Source organism: Lentzea sp. NPDC004782 (assembly GCF_040609115.1).
Taxonomy (GTDB): Bacteria; Actinomycetota; Actinomycetes; order Mycobacteriales; family Pseudonocardiaceae; genus Lentzea.
Map to the genome: position 1 here is coordinate 88646 of NZ_JBEXJN010000024.1, position 12779 is coordinate 101424.

The following is a 12779-nucleotide window of genomic DNA, read 5'->3' on the forward strand; positions in this document are numbered from 1 at the left end:
ACAGGCCGTCATGCTGGCTCCCACGACGACCTGGAGGCCGTGAAACCCATGCTGACGAAGCCGGAACCCCTGATCGAGGTCCTCGGTGCCGACCGGGTCCTGCTCTCGGAGACCGACCGGGTGCGCTACGCCTCCGACGCGAGTCCCTACCTGCTGGTCCCCCGAGCGGTGGCGCTGCCGAGGGACGCCGACGACGTCGCAGCGGTGTTCCGGTTCGCCACCGCCCACGGTCGCCGCGTCGTGCTGCGCGCCGCCGGGACCAGTCTCAACGGCCAGGCCCAGGGGGACGACATCCTGCTCGACGTCCGCCGGCACTTCGACCGGGTCGCGGTCGAGGAGAACGGCCAGATCCTGCGTGCGGGTCCCGGGGTCGTCCTGGCCCGAGCCAACGTGCGGCTGACGAAGCACGGCCGCGTTCTCGGCCCGGACCCGGCCAGCTCCAGCGCCGCCTGCCTCGGCGGGGTGGTCGCCAACAACGCCAGCGGCATGGTGTGCGGGGTCACCGACAACTCCTACCGGACCGTCGCCGCGCTGCGGATCGTGCTGCCGACCGGCACAGTGGTCGACACCGCCGACCCGGACGCCGACGCCCACCTCGCCGCGGCCGAACCCGCGATGGTCGCCGAACTCGAAGCGATCCGTGACGAGCTCCGTGCCGACACCGCGCTCGCCCAACGGATCCGCGCCAAGTTCGCCATCAAGAACACCAACGGCTACCGGCTCGACGCGTTCCTCGACGAGACCGCCCCGGCACAGATCCTGCGGCGCCTCCTCGTGGGGTCCCAGGGCACCCTCGGCTTCATCGACGAGATCACCATGCGGACCGTGCCGCTGGGCAAGCTCGCGACCACGGCGTTCCTGCGCTTCCCCGACCTGGCCGACGCCGCCGGTGCGGTGCCGTCGCTGGTCCGGCTCGGCGCCCGCGCCGTCGAGCTCATGGACAACCTGTCGATCCGCAGCACCCGCGACATCGCCGGCGCCCCGGACTGGATGGCCGGCATCGGCGAGGCCGACGCCGCGCTGCTCATCGAGTTCCGCGCCTCCGACCCGACGGAGCTGGAGGTGTTCGAGAAAGGCGCGGACGACGTGCTTCCCGGCTGTGCCAAGGCGTTCACCCGCGACCCTGCCGTCGCCCGAGGGTACTGGGCGGTCCGCAAAGGACTGCTCGCCGCGCTGGGTGCCGGCCGTCCGGCCGGCACGATCCTGCTCGGAGAGGACGCCTGCTTCCCCCCGCACCGGGTCGCCGAGGCCGCAGTCGCGCTCCGCGAAACGTTGGAGCGCCACGGTTTCGACAGCGCCGTCGCCGGCCACGCCGCGGCCGGCAACCTGCACTACTCGATGGTGTTCGACCCGAGCCGGCCCGCAGACGTCGAGCGCTACCGGGTCTGCGTCGACGAGATCGTCGACCTCGTCCTCGACCGGTTCGACGGCTCGCTGAAAGGAGAACACGGCACCGGCCGCAACATGGCGCCCTACGTGCGCCGCGAATGGGGCGAGCAGCTCCTGGGTCACATGCGCCGGGTCAAGAAGGCGATCGACCCGGCCGGCATCCTCGGCGACGGCGTGCTCTTCACCGACGACCCCCTGCTCCACATCCGCGACCTCAAGACGATCCCGTCGGCCGACCCCATCACCGACGGTTGCATCGAGTGCGGGTTCTGCGAACCGGTGTGCCCCAGCCGTGACGTGACGACGACACCCCGGCAGCGCATCGCGCTCGGACGCGAGATCGCCCGCCGGGACGCCCTGGGTGCCGACAGCCGACAGCTGCGCGCCGAACACACCTACGCCGCGGTCGACACCTGCGCCGCGGACAGCTCGTGCGCGGTGGCCTGTCCGGTGGGCATCGACACCGGCGCGGCGATGAAGCAGCACCGCCAGGCCCGGCAGTCCCGGACGGCCCGCCGCGTCGCGCTGGTCCTGGCCCGTCGGTGGACTGCCGTCGAGGTGGGGGTCCGGGTCGCGCTCGACGTCGCCCGGCTGCTCACCCGCGTGACCGGCGACCGGTCGCTGACCGCGCTGACCCGGCTGGTGCGGCGGTTCGGCGGCACCGGCCTGGTGCCCGAATGGCTGCCCGCCACGCCAGGACCCGCCCAACCGGTGCGCGGTGCCGCGGTCCGCCCCGACGACGCCGTCGCCGTCTACTACCCCGCCTGCGTCAACCGGATCTTCGGCGCTCCCCGGGACCGCGCGGACGCGACCATCACCCGCGCCATGCCGGCACTCGCCGAACGCACCGGCACGCGCCTGTGGCTGCCCGCCGACACAGCCGGGTCCTGCTGCTCGACGGTCTGGCACAGCAAGGGGTTCCCCGAGGCCCGCGCGCACGCGGCCAACGACCTCGTCGAACGCATGTGGACCTGGTCCGACGGCGGCCGGCTGCCCGTCGTCGTCGACGCGGCCTCGTGCACGCTGGGCATCCTGGAAGATCTCGCCCCGGTGCTCACCGAGGAGAACCGGCGCCGCCACGCCGCGATCACCGTCGTCGACGCGCTCGCCTGGGTCACCACCGAGCTGCTGCCGCGGGCGAGCGTGCGGCGCCGGGTCGCCCGTGCCGTGCTGCACCCGACCTGCGCGATGAGCCGGCTCGGTCTGGGCGCGGACCTGCGGGCGCTGGCCGCGGCCGTCGCCGACGACGTCGTCGAGCCGCTGGAAGCGACCTGCTGCGGGTTCGCCGGCGACCGGGGGTTCCTGCACCGCGAGATCACCGAGAGTGCCACCCGGCGCGAGGTCGAGGAGGTCCACGCCGCCGACGCCGACCTGCACCTGTCCGGCAACCGAACGTGCGAACTCGGTCTGGAGCACGCCACCGGCCGCCCCTACGAGTCGGCGATCGTCGCGCTCGACCGCGCCACCCGCTGATCCCACCAGCCCCCGGCGGTGCCCGGTTTCGTCCAACAGTCCCCCACCACCGCGACCATCAGAACAGAGAGGTTCCGATGTCCGAATCCGCCGAATCCGTTCGCGTGGACACCCCCACCCGCACCCGTGAGGAACGCCGGGTCCTCGCGAGCACCCTCGTCGGCACGACCGTCGAGTGGTACGACTTCTTCATCTACGCCCAGGCCGCGAGCCTGGTCTTCGGCCCGCTGTTCTTCGCGCCGTCCGGCGGGTTCGCCGAGATCGTCTCGCTCGCCACCATCGGCATCAGCTTCCTGTTCCGCCCGCTCGGCGCGATCATCGCCGGACGGTTCGGTGACCGGCTAGGCCGCAAGAAGATGCTCGTTCTCACGCTGCTGTTGATGGGCGGGGCGACCACGCTCATCGGCCTGCTGCCGACCTACGCCGGCATCGGGGTGGGGGCTCCGGTCCTGCTGGTGGTGCTGCGCATCGTGCAGGGCTTCTCGGCAGGCGGCGAGTGGGGTGGCGCGGCGCTGATGGCTGTCGAGCACGCCCCGCGGGACAGGCGCGGCCTGTTCGGCGCCTACCCGCAGATCGGCGTCCCGGTCGGCCTGATCCTGGCCACCGGGACGCTGTGGCTGACCAGCTCGCTCACCACCGAGGACCAGTTCCTCTCCTGGGGCTGGCGCATCCCGTTCCTCTTCTCCGTGGTGTTGATCGTCGGCGGTTACGTCATCCGGCGGATCGTCGAGGAGAGCCCCGTCTTCCAGGAGATGCTGAACCGCAAGGCGCACTCGTCGGCGCCGCTGCGCGACCTGTTCCGCTCCCACACCCGCAACGTCGTGCTGACCGCGCTGATCTTCGTGGCGCAGAACGCCGCGGGCTACCTGCTCATCGCCTACTTCATCGGCTACGGCACGTCCCTGGGCATGGCCCGCTCCAGCCTCCTCGCCGCCACCATCGCAGGCGCCGTCGGCTGGCTGGTCTTCACCCTGTGGAGCGGCGGGCTGTCCGACCGGATCGGGCGGGTGCGGACCTTCCAGATCGGCTACGCGGCGCTGTTCGTGTGGATGATCCCGTTGTTCCTGCTCATGCAGACCGCCGACGTACTGCTGTTCACGCTGGCGATCGTCGTGCTGTCGTTCGGCCTCGGCCTGTCCTACGGCCCGATGTCGGCGCTCTACGCCGAGATGTTCCCGCCCCAGGTCCGCTACTCCGGCGTGTCCATCGGCTACGCCCTGGGCGCCATCCTGGGCGGTGCGTTCGCCCCGACGATCGCACAGGCACTGGTGAAGTCGACCGGCAGCGTCATCTCGGTCGGGGTCTACATCATGGTGCTGGCGGTGATCTCGACGGTCGCGGTGTCCCTGGTCCGAGAACCGCGAGGGGTGGACCTGCAAGCCTGACCGGTCAACGCGGAGGTGTGGCGCACCGGGCCAGTGCGCCACACCTTTCTCAACCGCCCGAGGCGATGATGTGCCCGCGCACCATGTTGGCCATCACGTTCATGAACCGCTGTGTCCCGGCCATCCCGACGACGAAGGGGTTCCGCCCGTTCCCCAGCTGTGCGATACGTTCCAGTCCGTTGTCGCAGAACGGGTGGTTCGACAGCTCCACGTCGACGCGTGCCCGGCTCATCCGGCTCCGCAACAACTCCACTGAGGACAGATAGGTGCGCAGGTCCGCCGCGCTGTCGGGTGGCCTCGTGCCGCCCCACAGCATCGCGGTGTGCGGCATTCCCTTGTCTCGCACGGGGAAGATCGGTGACACACTGCCGGGCGTGTGACCGGGGGTGAGGTTGAGCGTGACGGTGGTGTCCCCGACGGTGAGCTGCTGGCCGTCGCTGATGTCGAGGTCGCGTCGGGGTTGGTTGGGCTGCGTGGTGCCCGCCAGGTACGTCCAGTCGGCAGCCGACATCATGACCCTGGCGCCGTACGTGTCGGCGAGGTACTGCGCCCCGCCGAAGTGGTCGAAGTGGCCGTGGGTGACGATCACGTACCGGATCGTCGCGGGGTCGGCGCCGAGGGTGCGCAGCCCGGACACGATGACGTTCTCGGCTTCCGCGGGACTGTTGAGCGCGTCGATCAGCACGATGCCGTCGCTGGTGAACAGGGCAAGCGCCGAAACCCAGCCGACGCTGAGCACCGCGACGTTGTCGAAGACCTTCACCGGAGCCGGTGCCGGGAGGTCGGGGAGTACGAAGTCGCGGCTCAGGGCGTCGACGAGATCCAGCAGCACGGGATCGCGCCCCGCCAGCCTTCGCGCTTTGGCGTAGTAGTGCTCGGCCGTCTCGGTCGCCGCGTTCGCGACACCACCACCCAAGAGGGCGGCGGCGCCGACACCGGCCGCGTAGCGGCCCAGTTTCCGGCGTGACAGCGGGGAATCGAAGTGCCTGGACAAACGGACTCCTATCTGTGGGGTAGTTCCCGGTGACTGGCTTGCGCTTTCCGGGTCGATCCCGCGACGCGGGGCCTCGGGCAGGCTGCGGCCGGACTCGGTGTGGTCGCCCATCTGGAGGGACTCGCGTGCCGCGTGGACCGCGGCCCTCGGTCGGTGGCTGTCCGCTCGACTGGGCGGCCAGCTGGATCTCGCAGGCCGCTGCAGTGTCCACAGCGCCGCGACGGTCGCCGACACCGTCGGGCCCAGTGCCGGCAGACCGTGGTTGCGCAGCATCATCAGGTCCCGAGGTTCACCACCAAGCGGCTTCTTCGCCGGGTCGACGGTGCCGCCCTCCAAGTCGTGGTGTGCCACCATTCGGCCAGTCCGAATCGGACAGGACGGTGCCGTCCAGATCGATCTTCACCAGGTTGCGCGCGGTCACCTCGTGGTACATCGGCCCGAACGGGTTGATCAGCAGGTGGTCCCCCCTCCCCCGGCACCCGCACCGCGATGCGGTTGAAGATCATTTCGATCCAGCCGAGGTAGCTGAAGATCCGGTGGCAGGCGCCAGTTCCAGCCGCACCTGCCACTCCGCCTCGCTCATCGACACCTGCCTCGCCTCCGGTGCTCACAGAATGCGCCAGCAACCGGGCACGTCACAATGTCGACAACGACACTGAAAACCGTCCGCCAGTGTCCAGTTCCACACAGGGATGAGTCCGATCCCGCGCAGCCGGGCAAGACGCTTCTGGCACCTGCTGCTCGCCGTCGGGCTCGGCGTCCAATCCCTGTCGGACGTCTACGCCGCGGTATGACCACCGCCGTGCGAGATAGCAAGCTGTTGCCGCGGGTGCGGCGCCGTGCAGATGGGTGTTGACCAGGTAGCGGATCGACATGCCTGACAGCGAAGGCCGTCGGGGTGGTGATCGGCCGGCGTCCGTTCCGCTCGGTCCGAATTGGGCTCCACTCGCCGTGAACGGGGCCAGCCGCGGCCGTGCCGGTGAGCGCGGACAGCGTGGCCACCGACACCAGTGCCGAAACGAGGAATCGCCGAGAAGATCACGCCGCCGGATTCCGGCGCAGGCTCTTGAGGCCGACGGTCAGCGCGGCTGCGGTGAGAACACCGGCCGCGACGGCGGCGAGGAACAGCAGTGGCGAGCTCATCTCCCGGAAGGCGAAGGCACCGCCGAAGGGGTAGCTGACACGGGCACCGAACTCCATGACCAGAGCGCCGCTGACGGCGCCGCCCGCCATGACGGCCGGGATCACCCGCACCGGATCGGCCAGCACGAAGGGTGCCGCGCCCTCGGGGAGGAAGGCCGCGCCGAGCAACCAGGAGACCTTGCCGTAGTTCCGCTCGGACTCCGTGAACAGCCGGCTGCGCACCGCGGTGGCCAGGGACAGGGCCAGCGGAGGAACCATTCCGGCCGCGACGATGGCGGCCATGATCGTCATGTAGACCGGGCTGAACTGTGCGGGGTCCGGACCGCTGAGCTGCTCCGCGCCGAACGAGATCGCCGCCTTGGCGATCACGCCGCCGAGGTCGGCGCACACGGCCAGGCCGAGCACCGCGCCGAGCCCGACGGGGTGCTGGAACTGCAGGTCGACCAGTTCCCCGTGCAGCCAGTCGCTCACCGACCTCAGCACCACCACGCCGATCCCGAAGATCGCACCAGCGGTGACCACGGTCGTGATCAGGGGGAACAGCATGGACGTGGCGCGCCGCAGCACCCGTGGCACGGTGAGCCGGTTCAGCAGCAGCGTGACCGCTCCGACGAGCAGACCGGCGAGCAGGCCGACGAGGAGGCCGCCCTCGGTACCCAGCGAGGCCACACCGCCGAGCAGGCCCGGCAACAGCGCCGGGCGGCCCGCCACGCCGTGGGCGACGTAGGCGGCGACGACCGCCGGGAGGAAGGTCAGTGTGGTGACACCGGTCCGGTAGAGCAGCGCGGCCCAGGTTGCCGGGTCGGTCCAGACCCCGGCCCCGAGCGTCTGGTTGGCCGTCTCCCCGATGTGCGGGCCGCTGAGGACGAACGCGATCACGATCAACGCCAGGGCGAGGGCGGTGACGGCACCGAGGTGCGGGAGGCCGGCGGCCAGCCATCCGCCGAGGCGGCGCGCGTCACCTCGATCCTCGGACGCGGCCGGGCGGGTGCTGGGTTTGCGGGTGCGGGACATGGTGCGGCTCCGGGTGTGTTCGGCATGGCAGAGGGGTGGGGAAGGGAGGTGGTGCCGGCGGCTGCTCCGGCAGCGGCCGGCACCGTGCTCGTTCTCCTGCTCGCTCAGCGCTTGACGAGGCCGAGGGAGTGGTTCTGCAGAACCGGGCCGAGCTTCACCCCTGCCATCACCCACTTCTTGCAGTGGCAGATGTTGCCGTCCCAGTAGTACGTGATACCGCTGTGCAGCCCGACGATGAACGCGGCGGAGCCGGTGTTGTCCATCACGTAGATGGGAGCCCCGGAGTCACCGCCCTGCGTGATCGGGCCCCCGTTGTTGATCCCGCCCCGGTCGTAGAGGAAGCCGTTGCCGCCCGTGACACCGGAGTCGCCGCCGGTGAAGCGCCAGCTGTACGAGTTGTGGATGATGGGGTGGCCGCAGTGGGCGAACGACACCGAACCGCTGACGCACACCTTCAGGTTCAGCCGCGAGGCGGCCGCGTCGTGCACGAACACGGAGCTGGTGCTCCGCTCCCAGCCTCCGGCGTGCAGGAAGGCGTCGTACTGGGCACCGTGGATGAACTCCGTGTCGAGGTTGGTGTCCCGCGCGTTGATGTTCCCCATCCAGATGCCGATGCCGCCGTCGGTGTGCCGGTTGTAGATGATCTCGCCCAGCTGGTAGCAGTGCGCCGCCGTGGTCAGCGAACGGTCCCCGGTGAAGACGCTCTCGACGGTGACCCCCGACGTGCACTTGGCTCCGCCGTTGGTCAGCGCGGCCCCGCCCCAGAACGGGCTCGGGGCGTCGTACCTAGTGGCCTGGGACTCCAGGCGTGCCTGCTCGACGTCGATCTGACCGGGGTGCGCGGTGACCAGCGAGTCCGTGACCGACGCGGGGGCCTCGGTCTGCACCACCACCTTGTCCTGACCGGCGTCGTAGAAGGTGCCGACACCGTACTTGCCCGCGTCGGCATCCCATTTCCGGTCGGTCGCGGTCACCTGGAGCGCGTCCAGCGCGTCCTTGGTGAACTGACTGATCCTGACCTCGGCGTTCGTACCGGCGGGGAGGTCCGCCACGGTGCTCGCCTTCTGCTCGGCCGAGGTGCCCGCAGGCAGCACCACCACCGGAACCGACGCATCACTGAAGACACCCAGCGCAGAGTGGTTGGTGGCCACCTGGTTGAGCTGGTCCGACTGCTCCTGGGTCAGTTCCCGGGCGGGCGGGCTGGAGGGGTCGGAGGTGTCGGCCGACGCCGACGCCACGGGCAGCGCGAGGAGCGTGGCGACCGCGACGGAGACAGCGAGCACCGCCCCGGTGAGGCGCCTGTTGTTCATGACTGGTTTCACTTTCTCCCTCTCGTCCGAAGTGGACCGGCGGAAGCGTCCGCAGACCCGACGGAACAGTGCGCTGCACGTCCGGCGGAAACAATGGGGATCGGATTTGAGTGGGTACCGCGGCTCCGATAAATGGGTATGGCACCGTCCGACACGCACCCTCCGTCGTCCTGGTCGAGGGCGACGCGAGCATGGGCAAGTCCCAGCTGATCCGCGGAGCCGGCGCAGAGTCGGGCGACGGCAAGGTAAGCGAAGCGGACCAGCGCGGCACGCGATCATGCCCGACGACCGCCAGACACGCGCCGAGATCCGCGACCTGCACGGACGTACTTTTCGGCACGCACAAACTCGTCAGACGGTGAACGCTCAGGCAAGCGCAACAACTCGCCCAGCACTCCCCCGATCGTGGACATGACCCCTTCGGCTTCTCGCTTGGACGTTTTCCAAGCGGTACCAAGGAAATCTCACCACGCGCTCGGCGAACGCCAACGCGAGAGGATGCCGTGCCCGAACAGCTTGAACCCCCACCCGTGCTCGACCGCCCAGCGGTGAGCGTCGACCTGAGTGAAGCCGACGTGCGGTTCCGGCAGTGGATGCACGAGAACCTCAGCCACGCTGCGGACCACTTCGGTCTCACCGTCACCGACGCACCCCGGCTCGGCCGGCTGGACCGGTCGATCAGCGCACCGGTACTGGCAGCAACCGGCCGACGGCTCTGGCTTCGGGTGGTGTCGGAGGGCAAGCAGTGGACCGGCGGCGAATTCTGGACCGGGAACCTCGACGCCACCGTGTTCACCACGCTGTCCAAGCCGCGGGTTCTCGACGTCTACGAGTGGGAGGAGTGGCGGCAGCAACGCGCTGAGCTGTCGCGGCGACGCCGACCGACCGGGTCAACGCCGATCAGGCCCTGGTCACCGGCCGCATCCAGCAGCAGTTCGGGAACTCGGCGAATCCCGTGGTACGCCACTGGGAAACCGTGCACGGCGACCTGCACTGGGCGAACCTGATGGCACTGGACGTCGGCCTGTTCCTCGCCGCCGCCACGCGGCCCTGACGGCGACGCCCGATCCATTGTGGACAACTAGCTCCTGGGAGGCGTGAAGCGCAGAACGTCGATCCCTCCCGAGTACTGGGCGGCGTAGACCAGCCCGTCGTGATAGGCGGGAGCGGCGGCCTCGCTGCCCTCAGGGAAGAAGTAGCCGACCTGCACCGGGTGCCGGGGGTCCGAGAAGTCGATGAACTTGGTGCCCTGACCGTAGAAGGCCTGCACGAGGATGTTGCCGTCACCGACGCCGGGCAGAGGTTCGAAGTAGTGCGCGGAGCAGTCGGCGTTGGGCTGCTCGCCGGGGCTGCCGACCGGCCCCCAGTCGCCGATCACGGTGAGCCGGAAGGGGTTTTCGGGTGTGGAGCGCCAGGCCTGGCCTCCGTAGCTGCCCTTGAGCGAGACGATCAGCAGGCGCCCGGCGTCCGCACAGGTGTCGCCGAAGTCCTCGTCCGTGACGAACAGCAGCTCGCCCGGTGCGAAGCCGCCGATGGAACGCAGCGGGTGCCAGGAGTTGTGGTCGAAGGTGTAGGTGGGGTTGTTCGGGCTGATGATCTTCCCGCCGGCGTGGGGAACCGGGTCCGCCGCGGTGGCCGGCCGGATCCGTCCCTGGACGGGGTCGAAGTGAATTCCGGTGGTCCAGTAGCCGCGCACGCCTCCGGCACCCGAGGTCCAGGCGATGCCGGCCGCGTCGACGTCGGTGTTGTGCACGTAGCCGGTGACGCCGTCGTCGCGGTGCAGGTCCACCGGCGTCGGGAAGGTGTAGGGGTGCTCGGGGTGACTCACGTCGGTGACCCAGGCGGGCTGGCCCTGCCAGTCCGGCGGCTGGTTGCCGGTGCCGGTGTGCGACGGGCCGCCGCTCCACAGGTAGTGGCAGCGGTTGATGCACTGCGAGGTGTGCCCGCCGGGCTCCTCGTGGAAGCCGATCAGCCGCGGGTGGTGCGGGTCGTGGGCGTCGACGAGGTAGATGCCGGACGTTCCGGTCTGCTTGTTGCCGCCGAAGGCCCGCGGATCGCGCGTGAGGAAGACGAGCTTGCGCACCGGGTCGACCTGGAGGTGCTCGCCTTCCCAGAAGCCCTTGCTCACGTCGTCCCCCGGCAGCGCCAGCACCGACGCGGGAAGGTCGCCGATCTGCTTCGGGTGCCGGGGATCGTCCAGCGACCACGCGCGCAGGCCGAACACCCCGTCCGCGAACATCACGTCCGAGTCGTGCCGTCCCGGATAGCCGATGAACGCCAGCCCGGCCGCCGAGGAGGGCGTGTCCGCATGGGCCAGCCAGGTGACGTTCTGCGCCGAGACGGGTCCGGCCGGCGACTCGGCGGCGTAGGCGGTGTTGCCGGCAGCCAGGCCGCACACGGCGATCAGCGAAACGAACAGGCGCGAGCGGCGCATCGAATGCCTCCCGAAGTCAGAGCGTGCCGAGCTTGTCGGGTTTGACGATCCACAGGCCGCTCTGCATGTCGCTGGCCAGGATCACGTTGTGGGTCCTGTCGACGAAGACACCCCAGACCGAAGGCGGGGAACCGTTGCCCGGCGGTGGCGGCACGAACTGGCCGCGCTGGGCGCTGACGCCGTGCTCGGTCATCGTCCACCACACGATCCCGCCGGAGTACCAGGAGGAGAAGAACTGGCCGTTGCGAGCGACTTCGGTGTTGTGGTCGGTGAACTCCCCGTCGGTGCGTGTCGACCGGCTGTCGGCGGTGGAGAAGGTGCCCAGGAAGGACGGCCGCTGCGGATTGGTGTTGTCGTAGACGTGGACCTCGCCCCAGCCGCCGTAGGCGGACTCACCCTGGCAGTCCTCCGGGGAGGTGTCCTCGGTGTTGATGATCAGCCACTTGCCGTTGTTCGCAAGGGTCATCGAGTGGTTGTCGCCGTCTTCGTCCGGCGGCGTGATCTTGGTGTCGCTGACCACCACGGGTGTGGCGGGCTGCGCGATGTCAAGATGAACGGTCCCGGCGTCCCAGTACGAGACGTACACCGAGTTGCCGCCGTCCTCGAAGCGCGCGCTGTGCGCGAACTGGACGGCCGAGCAGCCGACGCCCTGATCAGGGTTGAGGTTGAGCGACCAGTCGGTCAGCTTCTGCGGGCTGGCCGGGCTCGTGGCGTCGATCAGGTGGAGCGCGGTCGCGCCGTTGCTCCTGCGGTGGTCGACGAGGTTGCGGGCGCAGGCGATGAGCACCTTGCCATCGGCGCGCTGCACGGCGTCGATCTCATGGCAGCCCACAGTCCCTTGCGGTAAGTCCCAGTGCCCGAGCAGGGCCGGGTGCGCCGCGTCGGTCACGTCGAACAGCCGGACACCGGGCACGACCTCCTGCTCGTGGCCGCTGCCGAAGCACGCCTGGATGCCGACCACCGCGAGGGTGCCGGTGAACGACGGCGTGTGCACGTCGAGCACGGTCACGTCCTCGGCGCGGGTGAAGGACGGGTTCGGCAGCTTGCTCACCAGCCGTGGCCGGCGCGGATTGGCGATGTCGACGACCTGGACACCGTCACCGCCCTGATGCGCGGCGGCGCAACGGCTGCCGACGTAGGCGAAGTTCCCGTGAGCGTAAAGGTCACCGTAATCACCGAACCCGTCGAGCCCGGCATGCCCGACGTAGGCGAAATTGTCCAGAACGGTTCCCGCCGGCGGCCGCATATCCGGTTGTGTTCCGCTGGCCGGAACCGCGGAGCCCAGCAGCACCAGGCTGAACAGACTTCCCACAACCGCCGACCTCGACCGCCTCAACTCGCACCCCCGGTACCGACGCCACCGCATCCCACGGCAACGATTCCGTTCACGACGCGAACAAGCCCTTGGGAATTCTGCTGGCCAGACACGCTTGTGTCATCAGACGATCGGCCTGTGAGAGCGGACAAAAGGCTCCAAAGCAGGCAACTAGTACGATGCACAGTAGTTGTCAGCGTAAGCCAACTGGCCGCGACCACCTTCGTCGAATGCCGCGATCAACACCCCCGCGGAGTAGGTGTCGTGGCGGTGTCCACGATGTTCCTCATGCACGGCCTGCCCACGCGAGCCTGCACCGCCG

General features: G+C 69.7%; 9 protein-coding genes. 3 read left to right on the forward strand and 6 right to left on the reverse strand.

Features of this window, described 5'->3' with window-relative positions:
* Positions 1 to 48 precede the first annotated feature (48 nt).
* Together ABZV40_RS22965 and ABZV40_RS22970 are read left to right on the forward strand one after the other, a co-directional pair.
* Complete coding sequence (locus ABZV40_RS22965; RefSeq protein WP_355445039.1) at positions 49 to 2862, forward strand: FAD-binding and (Fe-S)-binding domain-containing protein; 2814 nt, start codon at positions 49 to 51, stop codon at positions 2860 to 2862.
* Positions 2863 to 2939: 77 nt separating this feature from the next.
* Positions 2940 to 4247, forward strand: a complete 1308-nt coding sequence (locus ABZV40_RS22970) for an MFS transporter (protein WP_355444900.1) — start codon at positions 2940 to 2942, stop codon at positions 4245 to 4247.
* A gap of 49 nt (positions 4248 to 4296) precedes the next feature.
* Here ABZV40_RS22970 and ABZV40_RS22975 read toward each other — a convergent pair whose 3' ends face one another.
* The 4 genes from ABZV40_RS22975 to ABZV40_RS22990 all read right to left on the reverse strand — a co-directional run bounded on the left by ABZV40_RS22975 (position 4297) and on the right by ABZV40_RS22990 (position 8708).
* Positions 4297 to 5241, reverse strand: coding sequence for an MBL fold metallo-hydrolase (locus ABZV40_RS22975; protein WP_355444903.1), 945 nt, complete (start codon positions 5239 to 5241; stop codon positions 4297 to 4299).
* 289 nt (positions 5242 to 5530) lie between these two features.
* Positions 5531 to 5674, reverse strand: coding sequence for a hypothetical protein (locus tag ABZV40_RS22980; protein WP_355444906.1), 144 nt, complete (start codon positions 5672 to 5674; stop codon positions 5531 to 5533).
* A 605-nt stretch (positions 5675 to 6279) separates the two neighbouring features.
* A complete protein-coding gene (locus ABZV40_RS22985; RefSeq protein WP_355444909.1) occupies positions 6280 to 7398 on the reverse strand; it encodes a fructose-specific PTS transporter subunit EIIC in 1119 nt (372 codons plus the stop codon).
* 104 nt (positions 7399 to 7502) lie between these two features.
* Positions 7503 to 8708 (reverse strand): hypothetical protein, encoded by a 1206-nt coding sequence (locus tag ABZV40_RS22990; protein WP_355444912.1) that lies wholly within the window; start codon positions 8706 to 8708, stop codon positions 7503 to 7505.
* 503 nt (positions 8709 to 9211) lie between these two features.
* Between ABZV40_RS22990 and ABZV40_RS22995 the strand changes: the two genes are divergently transcribed.
* Positions 9212 to 9715 (forward strand): hypothetical protein, encoded by a 504-nt coding sequence (locus ABZV40_RS22995; protein ID WP_355444915.1) that lies wholly within the window; start codon positions 9212 to 9214, stop codon positions 9713 to 9715.
* Positions 9716 to 9789: 74 nt separating this feature from the next.
* On the opposite strand, the gene ABZV40_RS23000 is transcribed toward ABZV40_RS22995, so the two are convergent.
* Both ABZV40_RS23000 and ABZV40_RS23005 read right to left on the reverse strand, forming a co-directional pair.
* Positions 9790 to 11142, reverse strand: coding sequence for a hypothetical protein (locus ABZV40_RS23000; RefSeq protein ID WP_355444917.1), 1353 nt, complete (start codon positions 11140 to 11142; stop codon positions 9790 to 9792).
* 16 nt (positions 11143 to 11158) lie between these two features.
* Positions 11159 to 12454: a hypothetical protein gene (locus ABZV40_RS23005; protein ID WP_355444920.1), complete on the reverse strand. Its 1296-nt coding sequence runs from the start codon at positions 12452 to 12454 to the stop codon at positions 11159 to 11161.
* Positions 12455 to 12779 lie beyond the last annotated feature (325 nt).